This is a genomic window from Pseudomonas urethralis (genome assembly GCF_021602465.1).
Lineage (GTDB): Bacteria > Pseudomonadota > Gammaproteobacteria > Pseudomonadales > Pseudomonadaceae > Aquipseudomonas > Aquipseudomonas vlassakiae.
In genome coordinates this window covers 129,182-151,848 of record NZ_BQIJ01000002.1, presented here as the reverse complement: position 1 = coordinate 151,848, position 22,667 = coordinate 129,182, and the positions used below count along the sequence as shown (strand labels likewise).

Annotated in this window: 18 protein-coding genes, 4 tRNA genes and 1 pseudogene; 14 read left to right on the top strand and 9 right to left on the bottom strand. The window is 63.6% G+C overall.

All coding sequences use genetic code 11. The annotated features are described in order from the left end of the window. Position 1 precedes the first annotated feature (1 nt). The 7 genes from clpP to L6D64_RS03465 form a co-directional block, all read right to left on the bottom strand. Complete coding sequence (clpP, locus tag L6D64_RS03495; protein WP_003259400.1) at positions 2 to 643, bottom strand: ATP-dependent Clp endopeptidase proteolytic subunit ClpP; 642 nt, start codon at positions 641 to 643, stop codon at positions 2 to 4. A gap of 91 nt (positions 644 to 734) precedes the next feature. After that, positions 735 to 2,048 (bottom strand): trigger factor, encoded by a 1,314-nt coding sequence (gene tig, locus L6D64_RS03490; protein ID WP_176507439.1) that lies wholly within the window; start codon positions 2,046 to 2,048, stop codon positions 735 to 737. 248 nt (positions 2,049 to 2,296) lie between these two features. After that, positions 2,297 to 2,596, bottom strand: coding sequence for a DUF6388 family protein (locus L6D64_RS03485; protein WP_176507438.1), 300 nt, complete (start codon positions 2,594 to 2,596; stop codon positions 2,297 to 2,299). 270 nt (positions 2,597 to 2,866) lie between these two features. Next, positions 2,867 to 2,942: transfer RNA gene (locus tag L6D64_RS03480), tRNA-His, on the bottom strand. Positions 2,943 to 2,978: 36 nt separating this feature from the next. Next, positions 2,979 to 3,063, bottom strand: a tRNA-Leu gene (locus tag L6D64_RS03475). Between the two features lie 57 nt (positions 3,064 to 3,120). After that, a tRNA-His gene (locus tag L6D64_RS03470) sits at positions 3,121 to 3,196 on the bottom strand. A gap of 43 nt (positions 3,197 to 3,239) precedes the next feature. After that, positions 3,240 to 3,316 (bottom strand) — tRNA-Arg (locus L6D64_RS03465). Positions 3,317 to 3,586: 270 nt separating this feature from the next. On the opposite strand from L6D64_RS03465, the gene folD reads away from it, so the two are divergent. The 8 genes from folD to L6D64_RS03425 all read left to right on the top strand — a co-directional run bounded on the left by folD (position 3,587) and on the right by L6D64_RS03425 (position 15,389). After that, entirely contained in the window at positions 3,587 to 4,441 is an 855-nt protein-coding gene (gene folD / locus L6D64_RS03460) for a bifunctional methylenetetrahydrofolate dehydrogenase/methenyltetrahydrofolate cyclohydrolase FolD (protein WP_054883547.1), read from the top strand. Positions 4,442 to 4,642: 201 nt separating this feature from the next. After that, positions 4,643 to 5,707, top strand: coding sequence for an ornithine cyclodeaminase (locus tag L6D64_RS03455; RefSeq protein ID WP_176507437.1), 1,065 nt, complete (start codon positions 4,643 to 4,645; stop codon positions 5,705 to 5,707). A gap of 75 nt (positions 5,708 to 5,782) precedes the next feature. After that, positions 5,783 to 6,274, top strand: coding sequence for an Lrp/AsnC family transcriptional regulator (locus L6D64_RS03450; RefSeq protein ID WP_176507436.1), 492 nt, complete (start codon positions 5,783 to 5,785; stop codon positions 6,272 to 6,274). A 66-nt stretch (positions 6,275 to 6,340) separates the two neighbouring features. Continuing rightward, positions 6,341 to 11,143 carry a dermonecrotic toxin domain-containing protein gene (locus tag L6D64_RS03445; RefSeq protein ID WP_176507435.1) on the top strand — a complete coding sequence of 1,601 codons (4,803 nt, stop codon included), beginning with the start codon at positions 6,341 to 6,343 and terminating at the stop codon, positions 11,141 to 11,143. A 336-nt stretch (positions 11,144 to 11,479) separates the two neighbouring features. After that, on the top strand, positions 11,480 to 12,790 hold the full coding sequence (locus L6D64_RS03440) for a C4-dicarboxylate transporter DctA (protein ID WP_099815308.1): 1,311 nt from the start codon (positions 11,480 to 11,482) through the stop codon (positions 12,788 to 12,790). A gap of 44 nt (positions 12,791 to 12,834) precedes the next feature. Continuing rightward, complete coding sequence (locus L6D64_RS03435) at positions 12,835 to 13,539, top strand: FadR/GntR family transcriptional regulator (protein ID WP_176507434.1); 705 nt, start codon at positions 12,835 to 12,837, stop codon at positions 13,537 to 13,539. A gap of 16 nt (positions 13,540 to 13,555) precedes the next feature. After that, a complete protein-coding gene (locus L6D64_RS03430; RefSeq protein WP_176507433.1) occupies positions 13,556 to 14,236 on the top strand; it encodes a GntR family transcriptional regulator in 681 nt (226 codons plus the stop codon). Between the two features lie 88 nt (positions 14,237 to 14,324). Then, positions 14,325 to 15,389 (top strand): hypothetical protein, encoded by a 1,065-nt coding sequence (locus tag L6D64_RS03425; RefSeq protein WP_176507432.1) that lies wholly within the window; start codon positions 14,325 to 14,327, stop codon positions 15,387 to 15,389. A 19-nt stretch (positions 15,390 to 15,408) separates the two neighbouring features. Here L6D64_RS03425 and L6D64_RS03420 read toward each other — a convergent pair whose 3' ends face one another. After that, positions 15,409 to 15,837, bottom strand: coding sequence for a PACE efflux transporter (locus L6D64_RS03420; RefSeq protein WP_176507431.1), 429 nt, complete (start codon positions 15,835 to 15,837; stop codon positions 15,409 to 15,411). Between the two features lie 97 nt (positions 15,838 to 15,934). Here L6D64_RS03420 and L6D64_RS03415 point away from each other — a divergent pair, with 97 nt between their 5' ends. The 4 genes and pseudogenes from L6D64_RS03415 (at position 15,935) to L6D64_RS03405 (ending at position 19,846) form a co-directional block, all read left to right on the top strand. Then, complete coding sequence (locus L6D64_RS03415; protein ID WP_236192330.1) at positions 15,935 to 16,813, top strand: LysR family transcriptional regulator; 879 nt, start codon at positions 15,935 to 15,937, stop codon at positions 16,811 to 16,813. A 144-nt stretch (positions 16,814 to 16,957) separates the two neighbouring features. Then, positions 16,958 to 17,986: pseudogene (gene mcpA / locus L6D64_RS28420) on the top strand (methyl-accepting chemotaxis protein McpA); the annotation flags it as partial. Positions 17,987 to 18,103: 117 nt separating this feature from the next. Continuing rightward, positions 18,104 to 18,844 carry a methyl-accepting chemotaxis protein gene (locus tag L6D64_RS28415; protein ID WP_371263233.1) on the top strand — a complete coding sequence of 247 codons (741 nt, stop codon included), beginning with the start codon at positions 18,104 to 18,106 and terminating at the stop codon, positions 18,842 to 18,844. Between the two features lie 216 nt (positions 18,845 to 19,060). Continuing rightward, positions 19,061 to 19,846: a sulfite exporter TauE/SafE family protein gene (locus L6D64_RS03405; RefSeq protein WP_176506190.1), complete on the top strand. Its 786-nt coding sequence runs from the start codon at positions 19,061 to 19,063 to the stop codon at positions 19,844 to 19,846. Positions 19,847 to 19,865: 19 nt separating this feature from the next. Here L6D64_RS03405 and L6D64_RS03400 read toward each other — a convergent pair whose 3' ends face one another. Further along, positions 19,866 to 20,405 (bottom strand): histidine phosphatase family protein, encoded by a 540-nt coding sequence (locus tag L6D64_RS03400; RefSeq protein WP_176506198.1) that lies wholly within the window; start codon positions 20,403 to 20,405, stop codon positions 19,866 to 19,868. Between the two features lie 140 nt (positions 20,406 to 20,545). Here L6D64_RS03400 and L6D64_RS03395 point away from each other — a divergent pair, with 140 nt between their 5' ends. Both L6D64_RS03395 and L6D64_RS03390 read left to right on the top strand, forming a co-directional pair. Continuing rightward, entirely contained in the window at positions 20,546 to 21,121 is a 576-nt protein-coding gene (locus L6D64_RS03395) for a biliverdin-producing heme oxygenase (RefSeq protein WP_176506189.1), read from the top strand. Between the two features lie 155 nt (positions 21,122 to 21,276). Next, positions 21,277 to 22,560, top strand: a complete 1,284-nt coding sequence (locus tag L6D64_RS03390) for an arsenic transporter (protein ID WP_176506188.1) — start codon at positions 21,277 to 21,279, stop codon at positions 22,558 to 22,560. Positions 22,561 to 22,667 lie beyond the last annotated feature (107 nt).

The following is a 22,667-nucleotide window of genomic DNA, read 5'->3' as shown; positions in this document are numbered from 1 at the left end:
TTCAGGAGGCCAGTTGCCGCTTGTCGTATACCGAGTCGATCAGGCCGTACTCGGCCGCGCGCGAGGCGCTCATGAAATTGTCACGCTCGGTGTCACGCTTGATGGTCTCGAGGTCCTGACCGGTGTGGTAGGCCAGCAGCTCGTTCAGGCGTGCCTTGATATTGAGGATTTCCTGGGCGTGAATCTCGATATCGGTGGCCTGCCCCTGGAAACCGCCCAGTGGCTGGTGGATCATCACGCGCGAGTTCGGCAGGCAGTGACGCTTGCCCTTGGCACCTGCGGCCAGCAGGAACGCACCCATGCTGCAGGCCTGGCCGATGCAGATGGTCGAGACGTCCGGCTTGATGAACTGCATGGTGTCGTAGATCGACATGCCAGCAGTCACCGAACCGCCTGGGGAGTTGATGTACAGATGGATATCCTTGTCCGGGTTTTCCGCTTCAAGGAACAGCAGCTGCGCCACAACCAGGTTGGCCATGTAATCCTCTACCGGGCCAACCAGGAAGATCACTCGCTCCTTCAACAGGCGCGAGTAGATGTCGTAGGCACGTTCGCCACGGGCGGACTGCTCGATAACCATCGGGACCAGGCCGCCTGCGGCCTGGATGTCAGAGCTCTGCTGAATATAAGAATTGCGGGACATGTCCTGCGCTCACTCCCAAATAGTCATGGCTTGATAACGCACAAGCCAGCTCGAAGGCTGGCTTGTGGGGGTTTCCTACGAGAGAAGCCTGTTACTCAGCGGCGGCAGGGGCCTGGGCTGGCTTTACGGCGTCTTCGTACGAGACCGACTTGTCGGTCACAGTCGCTTTCTGCAGAACAGTATCTACAACTTGTTCTTCCAGCACAACCGAACGGACTTCGTTCAGTTGCTGGTCGTTCTTGTAGTACCAGGAAATGACCTGCTCAGGCTCCTGGTAAGCCGAGGCCATTTCTTCGATCATTTCGCGAACCTTGCCTTCGTCCGGCTTCAGCTCGAACTGCTTGACCACTTCGGCGACGATCAGGCCCAGCACCACGCGGCGCTTGGCTTGCTCTTCGAACAGCTCGGCCGGCAGTTGCTCAGGCTTGATGTTGCCACCGAACTGCTGAACAGCCTGCACGCGCAGACGGTTGACTTCGTTTTCCAGCAGCGCCTTTGGCACTTCGATCGGGTTGGCGGCCAGCAGACCGTCCATGACCTGGTTCTTGACCTTGGTCTTGATCGCCTGACGCAGTTCACGCTCCATGTTCTTGCGAACTTCGCTGCGGAAGCCTTCCAGGGTCGACTCCTTGATGCCGAACTGGGCGAAGAACTCTTCGTTCAGCTCTGGCAGCACTGGGGCCGACACGCTGTTGACGGTGATGGTGAACTCGGCGGCCTTGCCGGCCAGGTCCAGGTTCTGGTAGTCCTCGGGGAAGGTCACGTTGACAACGCGCTCTTCACCCGCCTTGGCGCCAACCAGGCCGTCTTCGAAGCCAGGGATCATGCGACCGGAACCCAGTACCAGCTGAGTGCCTTTGGCGGAACCGCCGGCGAACACTTCACCGTCGACCTTGCCGACGAAGTCGATGTTGACCTGGTCGTCGTTCTGCGCAGCGCGCTCGACAGCTTCGAAACGGGTGTTCTGCTTGCGCAGCACTTCCAGCATGTTGTCCAGGTCGGCGTCAGCCACTTCGGCGCTCAGGCGCTCGACGTTGATCGACTCGAAGCCGGCAACGGTGAACTCCGGGAATACTTCGAAGACCGCAACGAACTCCAGGTCCTTGCCCTTCTCGAAGGACTTCGGCTCGACGGCCGGAGCGCCAGCAGGGTTCAGCTTCTGCTCGACGATGGCTTCGTAGAAGGAAGCCTGGACCAGGTCACCGAAGGCCTCTTGACGGGCATCGGCTTCGAAACGCTGACGGATCACGCTCATCGGCACCTTGCCTGGGCGGAAGCCCGCGACCTTGGCGCGCTTGGCAGTCTGTTGCAGACGCTTGTTGACTTCGTTCTCGACGCGCTCGGCCGGAACGGCGATGGTCATGCGGCGCTCGAGAGCGGAAGTGTTTTCAACAGAAACTTGCATGGATATTCCTCGTTGCACAGACGTTAGCCGGCGATAGCCCGACTCCAGAATCAAGGGCGAACATTCTAGTGAGTCACGCACCAGAAGTCACCCCACCCGGGACGACGGGAAACCACGCCGGTCGATTAACTTGCATGGCCCGCACGGTGAAGTGCCGAGCCTCTTTATATAGAAGGCCGCATACCAGCCAACGCCGGCACACAACCGAAATACCTTGTCAAACATCCGCCAGCTTGAGAGCGACCCGTTTATTCAGGATCGATCTCGTTGAACTGGCAGTACTCCTCCCACTCCATGCCCAACGCCTCGGCCACTTCGCGATGGGTCTCCAGGCGCATGGCCCGCAGCTGCTCGGGGCTTTCGGCAATCAGCTGCAACGCCAGCTCCCAAGGCTGCAGCCCCTGCTCATCGGCAGCATCCTCGAATGCCCACTCGATCTGCTGGGCCTGCTCACGCGCATCCAGCTCACGAATTTCTTCGAGCAGTTGCGGATTGGCTTCGGCAAAGCGCTGCAACGCCAGGGCCTGGCGGGCTTCTTTTGCAATCATCAGGGGTATTCCTCTGCCGGCCAAATGGACCGGTGTTTCAACCGGCTGAAATCTAACAGCTTTTATTGGGGTGCCACCAGAGGATTGCAAGGGGGATTGAGTAATGGCTGCGAAGTCCTGGCTTGAGAGCTGTGGCGCCTGCAATATCGAGCGCCGCCCGCCCGGCGCATCGCGGATGAATCCGCTCCTACAGGCGCCAAATCCCTCAAGGCAGGCACCCCGAAAACAACAAAGGCGCCCGATCTCACGATCAAGGCGCCTTCGAAAATATGGGGTGGACGATGGGAATCGAACCCACGACAACTGGAATCACAATCCAGCGCTCTACCAACTGAGCTACGCCCACCATATTGCGGTGTTGCGATACAACCTTACAGAAGCATGGTGCGGACGAAGAGACTCGAACTCTTACAGCTTGCGCCGCTGGAACCTAAATCCAGTGTGTCTACCAATTTCACCACGTCCGCGTAACGCTTAAAAACAAAGGCGCCAGATCATTCAATCAACGGCGCCTTCGTCGAATATGGGGTGGACGATGGGAATCGAACCCACGACAACCGGAATCACAATCCGGCGCTCTACCAACTGAGCTACGCCCACCATATTGCATTACAGCCTTACTTGCTTGCCCAAGCTGCCTAAATGGCGCACCCGGCAGGACTCGAACCTGCGACCATCCGCTTAGAAGGCGGATGCTCTATCCAGCTGAGCTACGGGCGCTTAAGCTTGAAGCCTAACCGAACAAGCCGTTAACAGATAACTGCCAAACCACTCATTCTGCCCGACCTCGCCAACCAGTGCTAGGCTGTGCCCGACAAGTGCGGCGAATCTTATAGGCGAGCCTACAGGTCGTCAACACCTTTCTAGAAAAAATTTAAATTATTTAAGGGGTTAGAGGATTTGCCCGACCACCCGCCTTTGCCCTAGGGCGATGTCGTGCGAGAATGCGCCCTCTTTATTGTTACTTTCTCGATGGTTAATCACGCGTCTATGACTGCACACCTAATCGATGGCAAGGCGATCGCCGCCAACCTGCGCAAGCAGATCGCTCAACGTGTCGAGGAGCGTCGCCAGCAAGGCCTGCGCACGCCGGGCCTGGCGGTGATCCTGGTCGGCACCGACCCCGCCTCCCAAGTCTATGTCTCGCACAAGCGCAAGGACTGCGAAGAGGTCGGCTTCATCTCCCAGGCATTCGACCTGCCCAGCGAGACTACGCAGCAAGCGCTGACCGAGCTGATCGACCGCCTCAATGACGACCCGGCCGTCGACGGCATCCTGCTGCAGCTGCCGCTGCCGGCGCACCTGGACGCCTCGCTGCTGCTCGAACGCATCCGCCCCGACAAAGACGTCGACGGCTTCCACCCTTACAACATCGGCCGCCTGGCCCAGCGTATCCCGCTGCTGCGCCCGTGCACGCCAAAAGGCATCATGACCCTGCTGGAAAGCACCGGTCAGGACCTGTACGGCATGAACGCGGTCATCGTCGGCGCGTCCAACATCGTTGGCCGCCCGATGGCCATGGAGCTGCTGCTGGGCGGTTGCACCGTGACCGTCTGCCACCGCTTCACCAAGGATCTGGCCGGCCACGTCGGCCGCGCCGACCTGGTGGTCGTGGCCGCCGGCAAGCCGGGCCTGGTCAAGGGTGAGTGGATCAAGGAAGGCGCCATCGTCATCGACGTCGGCATCAACCGCCAGGAAGATGGCAAGCTGGTCGGCGACGTGGTCTACGAGACCGCCCTGCCGCGCGCCGGCTGGATCACGCCGGTGCCAGGCGGCGTCGGGCCGATGACCCGCGCCTGCCTGCTGGAGAATACGCTGTATGCGGCTGAAGAGCTGCACAAGTAACAGCGCCTGACATGAAGACGGCACCTCTGGCAGGTGCCGTTTTTTTTGCTTGCGCCACAGCGCAGCCGATTCGGCTGCCGGTTGCGCAAATTCAGCCGCTCCCGCTGCCAGCACCCCCTGCTTCAGCCAGCATCGCCACGCTCCGCGCCCGACAATATTTCCAGAGACCTCACTGGAAGCGTCGCCGCAAGGAGACCCGTCATGACCCGCTATATCGATGTGCAAGACCTGGCCCGCCTGGTCAACCGCAAAGGCCTGGCCACTTGCCTGGTAGAGATGGCCGAGTACATTCGCCAGGACTACCTGCGCTGGCCGGCCTTCGAGAAGTGCGCCCGGGTGGCCAACCATTCGCCCGGCGGGGTCATCGAGCTGATGCCGGTGTCCGATGCCAGCCTGTACGCCTTCAAGTACGTCAACGGCCATCCGAAGAACACGCAACACGGCCTGCCCACGGTGATGGCCTTCGGTACCCTGGCCGATGTCGACACCGGCACCCCCCTGCTGCTCAGCGAGATGACCCTGACCACGGCGATCCGTACCGCTGCCACCTCGGCACTGGCAGCTCGCTACCTGGCACGGGAGGACAGCCGCTGCATGGCACTGATCGGCAACGGCTCGCAAAGCGAGTTCCAGGCCATCGCCTTCAATACCCTGGTGGGCATCGACGAGATCCGCCTGTACGACATCGACCCGGCGGCCTCGGCCAAGCTGGTCGCCAACCTGGCCTGCCGTCCCGGCCTGAAGCTGAGCATCGCCAACTCCGTCGCCGAAGCGGTACGTGGTGCCGATATTGTCACCACCGTCACGGCTGACAAGGCCTACGCGACCATCCTTACCCCAGAGATGATCGAGCCGGGCATGCACCTGAACGCCGTGGGTGGCGACTGCCCGGGCAAGACCGAGCTGCACCGTGACATCGTCGAGCAGGCGCGAGTGATCGTCGAGTACGAGCCGCAGAGCCGGGTCGAAGGCGAGATTCAGCAGATGCCTGAAAATTCGCCGGTAGTCGAGTTCTGGCAGGTGCTCGCCGGGCTTGTTCACGGCCGCGAGCATGCCGAACAGGTCACGCTGTTCGACTCGGTCGGCTTTGCCCTGGAGGACTACTCGGCCCTGAGCTATGTGCTGGACACCGCGCGCATGCTGGGCATTGGCCAGGACATCGCGCTGGTGCCGAAGCTGGAGAACCCGAAAGACCTCTACTCACTGCTGCAACCACGCGTGGTTGGCGTACGCTCGACGCGCAAGGCAGACACGGCCTGCGCCTGATGCACCCTGGGGCTGCGCAGCGGCCCCGGTTTACGCCTACCCTGTCCATGCCCCCTACCGAAAGAAACCCTGCGCATGGACACCAAGGACGCCAACACCCCACCGCTGGACCGCATCGACGAAGCCATCATCGATGTGCTGCGCCACGATGGCCGCATCACCTTCGAAAAGCTCTCGAACCTTGTCCACCTCACCCCCCGCCCGTGCCTGGAACGCGTGCGCAAGCTTGAACGACGCGGCGTGATCCGCGGCTACGGCGCCATCATCGACCTGCAAAAGCTCGCCCCGGGCCTGTCACTGCTGGTGCTGGTGGCCCTGTCCAACCAGAGCGGGCGCGCTGCACAAAAAGCCTTCGAAGCCACCATGCTGGCTTGCCCGGAGGTCTACGAATGCCAACTGATCAGCGGCCACTTCGACTACAGCCTGCGCCTGCGCTGCCGGGACATGGAACACTATCGGGTGCTGAGCGAAAGCTGGATGAATGACGACGCGTTGCACATCGACAAGCTGGTGGCCCATCCTGAGCTGGCGTCAATCAAGTGCATGGCGCCACAGATCGGGCAGTAACCCGGTAACTACAGTGCTTCGCTGCATTCAATAGGCTGGCCGTTTCCTTGCAATGGAGCACGGCCCATGCCTCAAACCCCCTCGCCCCACCTGGCATTCATCCAGCAACGCATGCCCCAGTGGCTGAAGTCCTGCAGCGCCAGCCAGCGCAAGCAGCTTGAGCTGCGCCTGCGCGACAGCCATCGCGCCAGCAAACGACTGCGCCAGCAACTGGCCCCCCTGCAGACGCCCGAAGCGTTCTGCCGCTCACGGCTGGATGACGCGCTGTCTTACTGGTTTGCAGACCAGGATCTCCCTGACGTCGACCAGGGCTGGTTGTGGCATGCAAGCCAACGGCGCGGCATGTCCTGGCTGGAAGCGGCCATGCAGAACTTCGATGAAGCTGACCAGGTACGGCTGTACCTGCGCAAGGATGCACCGGCAGCCAGCGACCTCGATGCCGGGCGTTTCGTGAAGGCTATTCGCAACCTCGACCTCGGCCGCCTCTACCACGATCATCTGGCCGATCTGCTCGATACCGAGCTCACGTCACGGCTACAGCAAGATCAGGACCGTGCAGCCTTCGCCGCCGAGTTGAGCCTGGCACTGCTGCGCGGCGACATCGACAGCCGTGGCGCGTCCCTGGGTGAGGCGGCATTGGCGGGTACCATGCAGCTTGCCCGCCCCGACGGCAGCCAGCAAGCGCTTGAGTGCAGCTATCTGAGCCTGCTCGACTGCCCGTTGAACGGGCCGTTGATGGTCAGCCTGCAGGCAGGCACAGGCCCTGCACCCTGCCTGCTTTACCTGCCTGGGCACCCGAGCAAAGCCATGCGCCAGTATTCCTCCCGGGCGGAACTGGGCCGCGGCCTCACCCAGATGCTCTGGCACGATGATGAACGGCGTTCATTTCTGCGTTACGTTAGCCATGAGCAACACCCCCGGTTTGCCGCAAGGCTTCGCGAAACGCTGTTCCCCCGTTATCCCTACGCCGTCGTACAGCCAGCCACGCCGGTACTGGAGAAAGGCCAGCAGGTCAGCTGGATTACCCGACTTTTCCCTAGCCCCCATCACCTCTGGCAGGAGACGCTGGACAAGAATGCGCGGCTGGCCTGGAGCGCTACAGCCTGGCGCAAGGACTGCTTTGCCGAGCGCACGCGCACCCAGATCGAGCGCAGGCTGGAGGACGCCAGCAGCATCGTGGTGCCAACCGAACAACACGACGCGGCGGCACTGCGCGCGCGAATAGAGAGCTGGTTGCAGGCCGGCCTCAACCTGCTCAATGTCGCCAGTTTCTTCGTTCCGGGCCTGGCCGAAGTCATGCTGGTGGTGGGCGGTGCGCAGCTGGTCGACGAGTTCCTCGAGGGTGTCCACGCCGCCAATGAACACGACACCGACGCAGCAGTCGCCCATTTGTTCGCCGTGTTCGAGAATCTGGCGCAAGTCGCCGTACTGGGTGCTGCCGGTCATTTTGTCGAACCTCAAGGCCCATTGCAGCAATGGCACAGGATTGGTCATGGCGAGGCCGAGCGCTTGTGGCACGGCGACGTTACAGCGTTCGCCCAGCCTCGCCCGTGGCCTGTGGATACACCGCCAACCGCAGACGGCCTGTACGTGTGGCAGGAGCGGCACTGGTGGCAGCACGAGGGCCAGGCGCTGGCACTGGAGCGCGAAGCAAAGGGTGGCTGGCGCCTGGCGCCGGGCGCTGGCCATCGCCACCAGCCCAGGTTGTTCGGCAACGGTGACGGCACCTGGCTGCTGGAGCACGAGCGGCCACTGGCCTGGCGCAGTCCGCAACTGGCGCGGCGCCTTGGCCCTGCGTGCGACGGCCTGGACGACACCGCCATGGCTAACGCTCTGCGCAGCAGCGGCTACGACGACGCGGCATTGCGCCGGCTGCTGCTCGATCACCGCCCCCTGCCTGCACTGTTGCTGGACAACCTCGAAGCATTTGGCGCCACACCCCTGCCATTCATCGAAAGGAGTGATACCGCTGTGCTGGCCAGGGACTTCCCCCGGCTCAGCCCACGCGCGCGCAACGAGATCCTGAACACGGCCTCCTCACGGGACGTGGCGCAACTCAGGCAAACCGGTCGACTCCCTCTGGCCATGGCTGAGCAGGCCAGGTTGCGCCTGCGCGAGGCCCGTCTCGACCGGGCACTGCGGCAACTGCGACAGGTTTCATCGCGCAGCAACGACCGCGATGCGCTGGTTTTTGCCAACCTGTCACGCTTGCCGGGCTGGACCGGCACCCTACGCCTGGAGCTTATTGAAGAAGGCAACCTGGTGACAGCGGTTGGCGAGCAAGGCGCCGAGCTGAAGCGTGTCCTGCGCAGCAAGCAGGGCTACGAGCCGGTCGACGCTTCAGGGCAAACGCTTGGCAACAAGGACGAGCTACTGAATGCCATCCTGCACGCACTGCCTGACAGTGAGCGCGATGCGCTGGGGCTGGCCATTCACGACGCGCCCCGCTTGCGCGATGCCCTGTTCGACCTGGCCTGTGGCGACCGCGAAGCAACCGCACGCGACCTCGGCATGGCCCCGGTGCGCCCGCTGTACAACCCGCCCAGGCGGCTGCCTGGCAGCCAGCGCCTGGGCTATCAGCTCAGCGGCCGCGGCCAGGGCGTACTGACGCACGACGAACTGTTCGACCAACTCTACCCTGCCGGCAACCGCCAGGATCGTCAGCTGTTGCGCCAGCGCCTGCGCCATGAAGCAGGCCCAGGGTCGGCCGCTTTCATGCGCTCGCTGGAACGCCTGCATAACGACTATCGGCGCCTGGACAACGACTTGCAGGACTGGGTCGAACATGCCCAGGGGCAGCAGCGCGCTGCCCGTGAACGCCAGGCCCAGCGCATACGCCATGCGTGGCGGCGGGAAAACCCCGATGACCCCAGCGCAACGATCGACTTCGTGACCCTTGAAATCGATGCGGCGCAGCTGGACTCATTACCCACAATGCCGGTGCCCCTTCCCCACGTTCGCCAGCTGCGCATCAGCGGCCTGGCCGACCATGCCCATACCCGTCTGGACAGTTTTCTCAGCGCCTTCCCCCAGGTGCGCCATCTGGACCTTGAAGACAATGCCCTTCGCGTCCTGCCTCCAGCATTGGCCGAACTCGGCGAAGTGCAATCGCTCGATCTCTCGCACAATCTGCTCGATCTGTCCCGGGAGGCCGACATCACGATCCTGACGCGCCTGACCAACCTCCAGCGCCTCAACCTGTCGCAGTGCCTTCAGCACCTGCCGGTCAACGCGCTGCAACGGCTCGCCAGCCTGCCAGCCCTTACGTTCTTCCAGGCCGACCTGAACACCTTGAGCCTCAGTGCGGAGCATTTCCAGGCATTGCAAAGCTGGCCAAGCCTCACCCACCTCGAACTGGGCCGCAACGAAATCGTCCTGACCGAAGCAAGCCGCGCGGCGCTGGCGGGGCTGAATCGGCTGCGCCTGCTATCACTGCGCTGGAACTCTCTGGAACTGGCGCCCGACCTGACCGGCTGGACCGCACTCGAACAGCTCGACCTGGAGCGTACCTTGATCGCCGAATGGCCCAATGGGCTGACCACCCTGATGAACCAGCAGCCGCTCAACCTGCACGCCATCGACCTGAGCCTGAACGAGCTGAGCGACGCTCCAGCCTTGCGTGACACCGCGTTCGCTCGCCGGGTGCGGGAGCACGACCAGGAACTGACCTACTCCTTCGACGACAACCCGTTCAACGATCTGGCCTTGCAACGCCTGGAGGAAGCCGGGCTGCCTGTCGACCAGGAAGGGTCGGACATAGATGACTGGTCAGCCGGCTGGCCAGCTCCCCTGCGCGCGCACCTGGCGCAGTTCTGGACGGACGCGAACTGGCAGCCGCTGTTCGACCTGTACCAGCGGCTACCCAACACTGAGGCCTACCGCGTCAGCGCAGCAGCGATGGACGAACGCATGCGTCAGGTGCTGCAGACCCTGGTCGATGGCGCCCGGCAAGATCAGGCCGGCACCGGTTTTGCCCAGCTGCAACAGCAGATCAACGACCTGCTGCTGGACGCCGGCCAGGAGTGTGTCGACCAGACCAGCCTGCTGTTCCAGCAGGTCGAGACGCAAGTGACGCTGTGGCAGTCGGTGGCGCATGCCACACCCGGCGCCAGCCATGAACAGGTTGCCATCGACAGCGTGGCGGGCCTGATGCGCCAACGTCTGCTCGATGAGCATATCGGCACATTGTTCAACGCCCGGCGCGCCAGGCGCCGGGCCCTGGCCGAAGCGCGCAGTACTGCGGAACGCGAAGCTGCCCCCGCCCTGTCGAGGCATGACGACCTCAGCGATACGCAACTGACCGAAGCGAATTTCCTCCTCGATGAACTGGAAATGGCCTTGTATGCACGCATTCGTCTGCAACAACGACTGCGGCTACCTGCGCAGCCGGACGGCATGCGTTTCGCATATCTGGCGCGCCTGAGCGATACCACCTTGCAACGGTTGGAGCAGGCGGTGTGGAGCGAGGCGACTGCGACGCACCTGAATGCCTGGGCCGGCGCTGAGCCCTTCTGGCAGCGCTGGCTGCAGCGCCTGCATCCTCAAGCCTTCCAACAGTTCGACCTACAATGGGAAGGGGCTTCGGAGTATTTCGATACACTCAATGACAGCACCACCGCAGTCGGCGCCTACACCGGCCCAGAGGTCCCACAGGCCTACATCGCCAGCCTGGAACAGCACATCGGGCATATTGCCTGGCGCCACGCAGGGGTGCTGCAACGCGTTGACCTGTCCAATGACGGAGCGCTGTACCTGCGAGCCTCGGAGCTGTTGCTGGAAAGTCGACAACACGCCCGTGAAACGCTATTGGCGACCCTGACAGCGGCCATGAGCGAAGCCAACCCGCAAGCCTTCGTGCCCGATAATTGAGGCGCCCGCCCCGTGCTGACCAGCTACACGGGGCCCACCCCCTCCCGTGGACTTGGCAAGCTGCTTGCACCGACCAAGGAGACGCCCGCCAGGTCCCGACCTGTTGCGCCGTTGCGCTTGGGCAACCACACAGCCCCATGCACCGAACTAGAGCCCTGCCGGCGTCAATGCCCCACAACTGGTCAGACCGGTAAGGCCAAAATTCCTTGCCAAGTCGGTCTTTTCGCGGTTTTATGACTCCGCGCTGAACAAACCGGTAAGACCACAATAATTAAGTCCTGCGCTCTTTCGCCCCGTGCGGCACCGAAGCAAGGACACCGATCTGAGATCTCTCCCATGCTCAAATGGTGCTCGCGTTCGATCTTCCTGCAAGTTGTGCTCGGCCTCGCCCTCGGCATCGCCTGCGGCCTCAGCTTCCCCGACCTGTCCCTGCAGCTCAAACCCCTCGGCGACGGCTTCATCAAGCTGATCAAGATGCTCATCGGCCTGATCGTGTTCTGCGTGGTGGTCAGCGGCATTTCTGGCGCCGGCGACCTGAAGAAGGTCGGGCGCATCGGCCTGAAATCGGTGATCTACTTCGAAGTGCTGACCACCATTGCCCTGGTCATCGGCCTGGTGTTCGCCTTCAGCAGCGGCATCGGTAGCGGCGCCAACATCCACCTCGACCAGCTGTCCAGCGCCGATGCCAGCAGCCTGGCCGAGCGCGGCCAGCACATCCATGGGGCCACGGCGTTCTTCATGGACCTGATCCCGACGTCAGTGGTGGGCGCCTTCGCCGACAACAATATCCTTCAGGTGCTGCTGTTCTCGGTACTGTTCGGCAGTGCCTTGAACCTGGTGGGCGACTCGGCCGCCGGCATCTCGCGGCTGATCAACGAACTGAGCCACGTCATCTTCCGCATCATGGGCATGATCGTGCGTCTGGCACCGATCGGCGTGTTCGGCGCCATCGCCTTCACCACCAGCAAGTACGGCCTGGAATCGCTGCAGCACCTGGGCGGCCTGGTGGCATTGTTCTACCTGACCTGCGCCGGCTTCGTGCTGATTGTGCTGGGTACCGTGATGCGCGTGTCCGGCCTGAAGCTGTTGCCGTTCATCAAGTACCTGCGTGAAGAGCTGACCATCGTCCTCGGCACCGCTTCGTCCGACGCCGTGCTGCCGCAGATCATGCGCAAGCTGGAACACCTGGGCATCGGCAGCTCCACCGTCGGCCTGGTCATTCCCACCGGCTATTCGTTCAACCTCGACGGTTTTTCCATCTACCTGACCCTGGCCATCGTGTTCATTGCCAACGCCACCGGCACACCGCTGGAGATGACCGACCTGCTGACCATTCTGCTGGTGTCACTGGTGACCTCCAAGGGGGCTCACGGCATCCCAGGCTCGGCGCTGGTGATCCTTGCCGCCACCCTGACCGCCGTGCCGGCGATCCCGGTGGTGGGCCTGGTGCTGGTACTGGCGGTGGACTGGTTCATGGGCATTGGCCGGGCGCTGACCAACCTGATCGGCAACTGCGTGGCCACCGTCGCCATAGCCCGTTGGGAAAAGGACATCGACCTGGAACGTGCGCATAACGTGCTCGATGGCAAACCCGGCTTCGCCCCTGCGCCACGCAAGCAAGCCAACCCCCATCAACAGCAATTCTGAGCGAACGTGGCCGGCGCTGACGCCGGCCCTTGCAGGAGCGAACCGTGATCAGCTCATCGACCGTCGTTAACTCAGTGGTGGAAAAACTGCGCCAGGCCCTGGCCCGCGGCCAGTGGCGCTCCGGCGACATGCTGCCCGGGCAGCGCGAACTGGCCGAGCAACTGGGCATCAGCCGCCCCAGCCTGCGCGAAGCGGTGACTGTGCTGGAAACCCTGGGCCTGGTGCGTGCGTTGCCAGGCAAGGGTGTGCTGGTACTGGATGCCGATGCCGTGCCCCAGGACCCAGCCAGCGAAAGCGCCGCAGCGGCCAGCCTGGCCGATGTGCTGGAACTGCGCTACACCCTCGAACCGTTCATCGTCGGGCTGGTCGCGCAATCGGCCAACAGCCAGGACATCGGCCAGCTGCGCCTGACCCTGATGGACATGCGCGAAGCCCTGGAAGCCGATGACAGCGAAGCCGGGGCCAAGGCTTACATCGCGTTCCACGAGGCGCTATTCGCCCTGACCACCAACCCGATCTTCCAGAGCGTGGTGCAGCAGACCGGCAACGCCCTCAAGCAGAGCGCCAGCATGCTGCGCAACTCGCCCGAGCACTTGGCCGCACGGCTCAAGGAGAATGAAGCGGTGGTGCGCGCCATCCGCGAACGCAACAGTGCCCTGGCCAGCGCCCAGATGCGCCAGCACATTCTCGCCGAAGGCCAGCGCATGGGCATTCAACTCAATATCCCGGACGACCAGCCCGGCCAATGACCCTTGGAGAGCGACCATGACCGCCTGCGCCCACGCCGCCCCCCGCCTGCCTGCCCTGCTCGCCGCTGGCGAGACCCGCCTGTCGGCCGAGCAGATCTACCCGCGCCTGTTCGACGCGATCCTCGAACAGCGCCTGCCGCCTGGCAGCCTGCTGCCCGAACAGGCCCTGGGGAATGCCTTTGGCGTCAGCCGCACGGTGATCCGCCGGGTGCTCGGGCGCCTGTCGGACCAGCAAGTGGTGGTGCAGCGCCCCAGCCACACCGCCCACCTGGCTGCACCCGACCCTGAGCAGGCGCGCCAGGTGCTCAGCGCCCGACGCCTGGCCGAAACCACCTTGATCAGCCTGGCCGCGCAGCGGGCACGGCCCGTGCAGATCCGCCAGCTGCGCCAACTGGTCGAGCGCGAGCGCCATCACCATGAACGCGGCGAGCGCTGTGCCGCCATCCGCCTGGGCGGCGAGTTTCACCTCAAGCTCGCCCAGGTGGCGGCCAACGCTCCGCTGGCGCGCTTTCTCAACGGCCTTGTACCAATGACCTCGCTGATCATCGCCCGCTATGAATCGCCTTGCTGTGAGCACTGCGCCTGGGAGGAACATGCAGCGATCATCGATGCCGTGGAAGCCGGTGATGCAGGGGCGGCGCTGGCCTTGATGCATGATCATCTCGACCGCCTGGAAGACAAGCTCGACCTCGACTGACCAAGGCCGATGGGCTGCACGGCAGCCCCCTGAGCCCCACCCTATACTCGGATGACCACCCAGCCTCTAGCCCCCGGGAGGCAGCCGAGTGAGCCGACGACTACTGGTTCTGCTGTGCCTGTTGCTGGCCATCGCCGGCTGCGCCGGCAAACGCTCGCCGCCCCCGCCGCCTCCAGCGGTGCTCGACCCCGCCACCTGGCAGCGCATTGACCAGGAACTGATCGAGGCTTCGGTTGGTGCCGCCGGCTCGGCCAACGACTACGCACGGCGCTCGATGCGGGTGTGGAAGGAGCAGGTGCAGCAACGTACCGAACACGACTTCATCCCCTGGTTCACCGGTTACTGGACCCAGCAATGGCTGACCATGAAAGTGGCCTGGTACAAGCTCGACAGCGGCGAAGGCCGCGAGCCTGCTGAGAAGCGCCTGGCGCTGTATCTGCAGGAGCAGTATCACGAGCGGGTGATCGAACCGGTGGCCGAACAGATCAACCCCGAGGGTATCCGCGATCGTGCCTGCGAGCTGTACGTGCAACTGCTCGGCCAGCAGCTGCCGGCTATCATCCAGCGCTACAATGCCGCCCCCGAGGAGCTCAGCCAGCGCCTGAATCGCATCCCGGCGATCAACCTGGGGCCGCCACCCGCCCGCAATGCCTCGCTCTATCAATTGCTGCGGGCCAAGCCGCTCGAGCAGCAACCGGCCTGGCTGGCGTTGCGCGAGCACTTGCACAAGCAGGCCGCCAAAGGCCCGGGGAAAACCGATGTGAGCTTGTCGTCCGTGGCCACCAATGCCAGTGAGAAGCTCGGCGCCACCCTGGCGCCTCGCGGCATCGCCAGTGCCGTCGCCAGTGCCGTGGGCAAGGTGGCCGGCGCGATGATCTCGATCGCGGCGACCGGCTACGGCATCATGTCCCACAACCGTGACCAGCCGCAGATGGTCGAGCAACTGCGGGTCATCCTCAATGTCGCGCTCAACCAGGAATGGCAGGAGCTGATGGAGAACCGCCAGAGCGGCGCCCTGGCGGGGGTGTACTACTTGTCGGGGCAGGTCGAGGACAGCCTGCTGGCCACCGCGCCCCAGCCATCCATGGAGCAGCAGACACCGCAGCGGCCAGCACCAGCCGCCCAGGAATCATTGCTGATTCGCCTACCCTAGCTACTCATGCCGACCAGCATCAGGCTGCGGCCATGGCCGAAGTCGGCAAACCAAAGATCCGGTCGAACGCCCAGTTGTAGGCGAAGGTGTAGCAAGGGATCAGAATGATGAACGCCAGGTCCACCAGCAACGCCTCCACCAGGCTCATGTCCAGCCACCAGGCAATCAGCGGAATCAGGTACACCACCAAGGTCAGCTGAAAACCGATGGCATGCGCCACCCGCCGCGCCACGCTGCGCCCACGGGTGGCCTGGCGGCTCTCCCAGTACTCGAAGAGGCTGTTGTAGATCAGGTTCCAGAGCATGGCGATGGTGGTGATCATCACCGCCAGCGGCCCGGTGTGCGAAGCCTGGGTGTCGGACAGGTAGGCCAGCCCCAGCGTCGACATGCACAGGCCGATCAGTTCATAGGCGGTCACGTAGACCAGTTTGCGTTTGACGCCCTGCACGGGTTACCTCATGGGTCGATTTCAACAGCGCAAGGATGATTCACCTGGCTTGACAGGAAAAGTCAGCAGCCTTCAGATTGACTGACAGGAGGCGCACATGAACTTTTCCAGCGACAACATCCAGCTGTTTCTCGCCGTGCTCGACCGCGGCTCGTTTTCCGCCGCTGCCCGCGCCCTGCACCGGGTGCCCTCGGCGGTGAGCATGGCCATCGGCAACCTCGAAGCCGAACTGGGCTACACGCTGTTCGAGCGCGGCTCGCGCGAAGTCCGCGCCACCGCCCAGGCGTTGGCACTCGAGCCCCATGCACGGCTGATCGCCGAGCAACTGGGCTTGCTGCAGGTGCACGCGCTGGAACTGTCCCAGGGCCTGGAAAGCAGCCTTACCCTCGCCGTGGTCCCGGATATCGACCATCGCCCGTTGCTCGCCGCCATCGCCAACCTCGGTGCCCGCTACCCGTTGCTCGACATCCAGTTGCTCAGCGCTCCCCAGGAAGAAGCCCTGCAGCTGCTCGACAGCGGCCGCGTCGACCTGTGCCTGGCGTTTGCCGGCTTGCAGGTCGATGCCCGGCGCAGTTTCCAGCACATCGGCATGGAAACGCTGGTAGCCACCTTGTCACCCACCCACCCGGCCCTGCTCGAAGGCCGTATCCACTACCTCGAGGACCTGGTCAATGTGCGCCAGATCCTGGTCCGCAGCCGCGACCTGCCACTGCTCGACCCACGCCCACTGATCGGCGCCACGCACTGGTCCACCGACAGTTTCGACCTGGCCCTGCAGATGGTCGAAGCCGGCCTTGGCTGGGGCGACCTGCCACTGGCCCGGGTCGCGCCGCTGGTCGCGGCCGGGCGCCTGGTGCGCCTGCAATTTGGCAATACCCGCAACGAACTGCAGCTGCCAATCCATGTTTCCTGGCGCAAGCAGCACCCGCTGCACCAGGGCGCTCGCCTGCTGATCGAGCTGCTGGCCGCGGGCTAGCCCACCGTCCGTCGTCGGTGTGCCAGGCAAATAGCTAATTGTTTCAACCTTTTACCAAGCGCGCCGATAACACGTAGGACAGGACTCGCCTTTTCGCCACAAGCACGCGGCGCCCTTCCCATCCTTGGCTCAAGGTCTCGAAACATGAACCTGAAATTTCGCCACAAGATTCTTCTCAGCGCCTGCGGTGTCGTGGTGCTGGCCTTTGCACTGTTCACGCTCTACAACGATTACCTGCAACGCAACACCCTTCGCCAGAATATCGAATCGTCCGTGCAACAGTCTGGCGCGCTGACCGCCAGCAGCGTGCAGAACTGGATGAGCGGGCGCATCCTGGTGCTGGAAAACCTGGCGCAGGACATTGCCGAACAAGGGGCAGGAGAGACCCTGGGCGGGCTGATCGAGCAGCCTTCCTATACGCGAAATTTCCTTTTCACCTATCTGGGCCAGGCCAACGGCGCCTTCACCCAGCGCCCTGACACACAGATGCCGGCCGGCTACGACCCTCGCCAGCGGCCGTGGTACAGCAGCGCGGCCAGCGCTGGCCAGACCGTGCTCACCGCCCCCTACCAGGGCGCAGTCGGTGGCCTCATGGTCACCATCGCGGTACCGGTGAAAAGCAAGCGTAACGGCGAGCTGATCGGCGTGGTCGGCGGTGACCTGACCCTCGACACCTTGGTCGAGATCATCAACTCGGTCGACTTCGGTGGCATCGGCCACGCCTTCCTCGCCGACAGCAGTGGCCAGGTGATCGTCAGCCCGGACAAAGACCAGCTGATGAAGAACCTCAAGGACATCTACCCCGGCAGCGGCCTGCGGGTGGCCGCTGGCATGCAGGACGTCACCCTCAACGGTCAGGAACGGCTGATCTCGTTCGCCCCGGTGGCCGGCCTGCCGTCGGCGCAGTGGTACATCGGCCTGTCGATCGACAAGGACAAAGCCTACGCTGCACTCAGCCAGTTCCGAACTTCAGCGATCATCGCCATGCTCATCGCCGTGGTCGCCATCGCCGTGCTGCTGGGCCTGCTGATCCCGGTGCTGATGCGCCCGCTGACCACCATGGGCCGCGCCATGCGTGACATTGCCGAAGGTGAAGGCGACCTGACCCGCCGGCTCGAGGTGCAGCACAAGGACGAATTCGGCGAACTGGCCAGCTCGTTCAACCGCTTCGTCGAGCGTATCCACACCTCGATCAGCGAAGTCTCTTCGGCCACCCGCCTGGTGCACGACCTGTCGGAAAAAGTCGTCGACGCCTCCAACGCCTCGATCATCGGCTCCGAAGAACAGAGCATGCGCACCAACAGCGTGGCCGCGGCCATCAACCAGCTGGGCGCCGCGACCCAGGAAATCGCCCGCAATGCGGCCGACGCCTCGCAACACGCCAGCGGTGCCAGTGAACAGGCCCACGGCGGCCGTGAAGTGGTCGAGCAGGCGATCAGCGCCATGACTGCACTTTCCCAGCGCATCAGCGAATCGTGCCAGCAGATCGAAACCCTCAATGCCAGCACCGATGAGATCGGCAAGATTCTCGACGTGATCAAGGGCATTTCCCAGCAGACCAACCTGCTGGCGCTCAACGCCGCCATCGAAGCCGCCCGCGCCGGTGAGGCCGGGCGCGGCTTTGCCGTGGTCGCCGACGAGGTACGCAACCTGGCACACCGCACCCAGGAATCGGCCGAGGAAATCCACCGCATGATCACCAGCCTGCAGGTAGGCTCGCGTGAGGCGGTGCACACCATGAATACCAGCCAGGTATCGAGCGAACAGACCGTGCAGGTGGCCAACCAGGCCGGTGAACGCCTGGCCAGTGTCACCGAGCGCATCGGTGAAATCGACGGCATGAACCAATCGGTGGCCACCGCTACCGAGGAGCAGACCGCAGTGGTCGAGAGCCTGAACCTGGACATCACCCAGATCAACGCGCTGAACCAGCAAGGGGTGCAAAACCTCAACCAGACCCTGCAGCATTGCGACGCGCTCGCTCAACAGGCCGGGCGGCTGAAGCAGCTGGTGGGCAGCTTCCGCATCTGAGGGGCGCCTTTGCGTAGGGTTTGAGGCTTTTGTTGGGGCCGAAATCGAGCGCCGCCCGCGCGGCGCTCGATCTCCCAGGCGCCGGCAATCACCAGCCAGGCCCGCACAAGTCATCACGGTTATAACCTAATAACGAACAAGTCTATTTGGCTATAAAAACTCCCTATATGCTGGCACCCATCCGATAACGGGCAAAGCTGGGCAGTCGAGTAGCGTATGGATGTAGGTTCTTTCGGTTTCACCATTGCCGGACTGGTTGTGGGTTTCATCGTCGGCATGACCGGCGTCGGCGGTGGCTCACTGATGACCCCGATCCTGCTGTGGTTCGGCATCAACCCGGCGACTGCCGTGGGCACCGACTTGTTGTATGCGGCGATCACCAAGGGCAGTGGCGTCTGGGTGCATGCCCGGCAGAAGAACATCGACTGGAAGATCACCGGCCTGCTCAGCCTCGGTAGCGTACCGGCGGCAGCCCTGACCCTGTGGTTCCTCAGCACCCTGCACACCGACACCACGGCGCTGAACGCCATTATCAAGCAGGGCCTGGCGGTGGTGCTGATCCTCACCGCCCTGGCAATCCTGTTCAAGTCGCGCCTGCAAGCGTTCGCCAGCCGTCATGCAGGTGACCACTATCACCTCAGCGACCGCAGCCTGAACGTTCTCACTGTGCTGACCGGCGTACTGCTGGGCGTCATGGTCACCCTGACCTCGATCGGTGCCGGCGCCCTGGGCACCGTGGCGCTGTTCCTGCTCTACCCGTTCCTGGCCACCCGTCGCCTGGTTGGCACCGAAATCGCCCATGCCGTCCCCCTGACCCTGGTTGCCGGTATCGGCCACGCCGGCATGGGCAACATGGACTGGTCGCTGCTGGGTTACCTGCTGCTGGGCTCGCTGCCGGGCATCTACCTTGGCAGCCACCTCACCGGGCGGATCTCGGATCGCGTCCTGCGCCCTTGCCTGGCGACCATGTTGCTGCTGATCGGCTACAAGCTGGTGTTCTGACCTGGCAACCGGCGCTTGCTCAACCCAGACGCAAGCGCCACTGCCCGGCAAAGCTCAACTCGACCCGCGACAACGGCAGCACATCGATACGCTGTGCGGCAGCCAGCGGGCATTCCAGCACCGCCACCAGCGCAGCGCGGATCACCCAGGGGTGAGTCACCGCCAGCCACTCACCCGGCCTGTCGAAGGCCATCAACCATGCCTTTACACGCTCGCACACCTGGGCAAACGACTCACCGCCAGGGGGCGCACTGAGCGGGTCGTCGAGCCACAGCGCCAACGCTTCAGGCTGCTCGGCCTGCAACTGTTTGAGTGGCAAACCCTGCCAATGGCCAAGGGCGCAATCGGCCAATGCCGGTACGCTCTGCACCTGCGATGAGAGGCGCAGCGCCGTTTCCTGTGCGCGCCGCTCAGGCGCAGCCAGCAGTTGCATGCCGGGAGTAGGCGCCAAGGACTCGAGGGCCAACGGCAAAATGCCGTCGTCGGGCTGCGCCAGGCGCCCGTTTTTCTGGGTCGGGGTCAGGGCATGGCAGAGCAAGGTCAGGCGTACGGCTTTCACCAAGGCGTTCTTCATTAAAAGTCAGGCCGACTGGTTTAACATGCCAGCCACTTTTTTACCGCAACAAAGTCACGCCAGGGCGGAACGTCGAGTTAGCATCGCCACTCCTACCTAGGCAAAATGCCACCAGAGCCAGATCGATGCCCACCACTACGCCCAGCCCTTTGCTGCTCGCCCTGCGCGAAGGCACCCGTGACTGCCACAAGTCGCTGGAGGCGCGCCTGCCGTTCTTCAGCCCAAGCTTCGATAGCGCTGACTATCGGCGCCTGCTGCAGGCCTACTACGGTTTTCACCTTCCCCTGGAACATCGCTTGAGCGATTACCAGGGACGAGAGCGCCACAAGGCCCCAACCTTGGCCCGCGACCTGCTGGCCTTGGGCCTGAGTGAAGCCGACATCGGCGCCCTGCCGCTGTGCCAGGCACTGCCGGCCATCCGCGACGAGGCCAGCGCACTGGGCGTGATGTACGTGCTGGAGGGCTCGACCATGGGTGGCCAGGTGCTCAAGCGGGCGATGGCCGAGCGGCTGGGCATCGGCCACGACAGCGGTGCAGCCTTTCTCGACGTGTATGGCGAACGGACCGGCAGCTACTGGCGAAGCTTCCTGGAGCGGCTTGGCCGGGCACCGGCTGCAGAACAGGCCACTACAATGCAGGCCGCCATCGACACCTTTACCCGCTTCGAAGCGTGGCTGGACCATCGCGGTGTCTTGAACTAGTGGCTGCCGTTTGCCTTCTAGGCGTCTTCAGCATGCTCGCGAGCAACCCCGGCCATCCATTTGGCCAGTCAGATCCTTGTAGTTGAACGGTACGATTTCAGGTACAACCCACAGACGCTTCACGTCGACCCACTTCCTCAACGAATCCCTTGCCCATGCTCCCAGCCGCACTGATCTTCCTGTTCACCCTGACCCTGGTCATCTGGCAGCCCAAGGGCCTCGGCGTCGGCTGGAGCGCCACCCTTGGCGCCGTGCTGGCGCTGTTGTTCGGGGTGGTCTCAGTGCAGGACATCCCCACCGTGTGGGCGATCATCTGGAACGCCACCGGCACCTTCATCGCCCTGATCGTCATCAGCCTGTTGCTGGATGAGGCCGGTTTCTTCGAATGGACAGCGCTGCACGTGGCACGCTGGGCGCGCGGCGACGGGCGCAGGCTGTTCGCTTTCATGGTACTGCTGGGGGCTGCGGTGTCGGCATTGTTCGCCAATGACGGGGCAGCGCTGATCCTCACCCCGATCGTCATGTCGATGCTGCTGGCCCTGCGTTTCTCACCCGCAGCAACCCTCGCCTTCGTCATGGGTGCCGGTTTCATTGCCGACACAGCCAGCCTGCCGTTGGTCGTGTCGAACCTGGTGAACATTGTTTCAGCGGACTACTTCGGCCTCGGTTTCAATGCCTACGCTTCGGTGATGGTGCCGGTGAACCTGGTGGCGGTGGCGGCCACGCTGCTGGTGCTTTGGTTGTATTTTCGCCGTGACATCCCGGCCCGATACACTGCCGAGGACCTCAAGCTACCGGCCCTGGCCATCCGCGATCGCGCTACCTTCCGCGTCGGCTGGGTAGTGCTTGTAGGCCTGCTGGCCGGGTTGTTCGTGCTGGAGCCGCTTGGCATCCCGGTCAGCGCCGTTTCCGCTGCGGGGGCGCTGGTGCTGTTCGCGGTGGCTGCGCGCGGCCACGTCATCATGACCCGCCGCGTGCTGCGCGAGGCGCCGTGGCACATCGTGGTGTTCTCGCTGGGCATGTACCTGGTGGTCTACGGGCTGCGCAATGCCGGCCTGACCGACTCGCTGACCCAGGTACTGAACGGCCTGGCCGGGCATGGCCTGTGGGCTGCATCGCTGGGCACCGGGCTGATTGCCGCGCTGCTATCCTCGGTGATGAACAACCTGCCCAGCGTGCTGATCGGCGCTCTGTCGATCCACGCCAGCGAGGCGCACGGCGTGGTCCGCGAGGCGATGATCTACGCCAACGTGATCGGCTGCGACCTGGGGCCGAAGATTACGCCGATCGGCAGCCTGGCGACCTTGCTCTGGCTGCATGTGCTGGCGCGCAAGGGGGTGACGATTGGCTGGGGGTATTACTTCAAGGTCGGCGTGCTGCTGACAGTGCCCGTGCTCCTGGTAACCTTGGCGGCGCTGGCAGTGCGGCTGAGCATTTAAGATCGCCGGGGCCGCTGCGCGGCCCATCGCAGGCAAGCCAGCTCCCACAGGTACAGCGCCAGCCTCGAAAACAGCGCTGCACCTGTGGGAGCTGGCTTGCCTGCGAT